The 1,768-nt window shown below is 32.8% G+C and carries 3 protein-coding genes; 1 reads left to right on the top strand and 2 read right to left on the bottom strand.

Going from position 1 to position 1,768, the window contains the following annotated elements; all coding sequences use genetic code 11:
* Nucleotides 1–160: 160 nt before the first annotated feature.
* Entirely contained in the window at nt 161–889 is a 729-nt protein-coding gene (locus tag MV985_RS07940) for a hypothetical protein (RefSeq protein WP_297465073.1), read from the bottom strand.
* A 25-nt stretch (nt 890–914) separates the two neighbouring features.
* On the bottom strand, nt 915–1,391 hold the full coding sequence (locus tag MV985_RS07935) for a hypothetical protein (RefSeq protein WP_297465071.1): 477 nt from the start codon (nt 1,389–1,391) through the stop codon (nt 915–917).
* Between the two features lie 39 nt (nt 1,392–1,430).
* Between MV985_RS07935 and MV985_RS07930 the strand changes: the two genes are divergently transcribed.
* Nucleotides 1,431–1,580: a hypothetical protein gene (locus MV985_RS07930; RefSeq protein WP_297465070.1), complete on the top strand. Its 150-nt coding sequence runs from the start codon at nt 1,431–1,433 to the stop codon at nt 1,578–1,580.
* Nucleotides 1,581–1,768: the final 188 nt, after the last annotated feature.

The raw sequence follows: 1,768 nt of genomic DNA, 5'->3' as shown, positions 1-1,768 counted from the left end.
TGAAGAATTTGAACATTATAGCCCTGCTGAATGGAGTGGGATATACGATTCTCAGCGGGAGGAGGAAATTCAAAAAAGAAATGTAGATAGACATTTGAAACGTTTTTTTGGCTTTATTGAAAAAGAAGTCTAGTATGTACTTTTAAATTGCTTAACCTGGTTATAGCCAAAAAGGGATAAGTAAGTAAATAGTATACTGTTCCCAGCGGACTTCTTTTATTTCATCTTTTGTCCATCTTTCAGAGGGATGTTCGTAAAGGCGGTATTCTTCTGTTTGTTTGATAACATATCCCATATCTAGTAAGGTGTTAAGTAGTTCAGATAAATCTTCAGGTAAAGTTTCTTCGGGACCTACTTCAATAAAAGCTACTTTTAAGCTACTATTGTTCAAAATTTCAAGGAGCTGTATTCTTTCTCTATACTTGCTCTCTAGTAAAGAGAGATTGAGGTGAGGTGCTTCTCTGAATTTTAATGACCAAAAGCTTGTGAGATTTTTCTGAATGTTTGCTATGTATGGATATTTAAAGAAGGATACTATATCTATTAACTGCCAGTGGATATCTTTTATATAGAATTGAATGTAGGATTCAGAAAGTATAGGTAAATATCTTTTATATAAAGATTTGAAATCCAAATTATGTCTAAACTCATTTCCATAATAATAGGATTTGCGACTATACTCACTATATTCGTTTAATTCTTCAATGCGTTTGGAGCGTGATTTCCAGGTAGATACTAGACGGAGAGCCTTTTTCATTATCCAAAAATCTACCCAGAGAGGTATATTGCTTGATATTATTTCTTTGCCAGTGGTAGAAGATAGTTTTTTAAGAGAGTCTAAACTTTTTTCAATAACTTCAAGCATAGCATTAATGTTCTTTTGATTCATTGTAAGCCCCTTATTCTGCTATATATTATGTTTCTATTGAAAAGTAGAAGCTTTTCCCGAGCTTATAAGCTTTCCCTTTTTTAATTATAGTAGATAATACTACTAGATCTTGAATTACATAATGAAATTTATAACCAGAACCTTCATTATAATCTGAGTATTTACTCTTAATGATATTTACCAAATTGGTATTTGAAAGTTTTATTGTAGCTTCTATTTCCCTTATTAAAAAGGAATCCTTTTTGAGCTTATGAAGGAAGTGTATGAGAAAGTTTATGAACAGGAATACTATATCTTTATGGTAATGATGTATGAATTTCCATTTATCTACTCTTTCTTCAAGGAACTTTTCACTTATTAGCAGGAAGGAATTTTCAGTTTCAAAAGCAAAATAAACTCTTCTTAATTTTAGTGAGCCTATAAAACTTAGATTATTTTTATACGTTTCTCTTAACTCGTTAGTTATGAGCTTTACGAATTTTGTTTCTTTGATTTCTTTCACGGCTATTCTCTTATTTGTAATATTCCTATAAAATAGAAGATGGAGGAGCCGCTACTCCTCCACCTAGACAAAGTTAGGAGCGGAACAACATTCTGTGAGAAATGCTCTATTCCAAATGGGGTTTTAAAAAATTATAACCTTGCTTGGGTGGACTTCAAGGAGTGGCTGGCTCCTCCGCTGAGAAAGTAGCGGAGGAGTGAGATGTATAGAAGCTTTGCAGGACAATACGAACCACAGAAAAACAATCTTCAGCAGGAATTTGAAGCTAAGAACAATATTCTCAGATCTAGATTTCTGGAAGTTGCTCCAGTTGACTATCTATCAATGATTTTCCCGGATAAGGGGTATAAAGATGAACTAATAGTTGTTTTTGGCAC

Origin of the sequence: Thermococcus sp. (genome assembly GCF_027012695.1) — an archaeon.
Classification (GTDB): Archaea; Methanobacteriota_B; Thermococci; order Thermococcales; family Thermococcaceae; genus Thermococcus.
The sequence above is the reverse complement of the archived record's forward strand: the minus strand, read 5'-3'. Positions and strand labels throughout refer to the sequence as shown.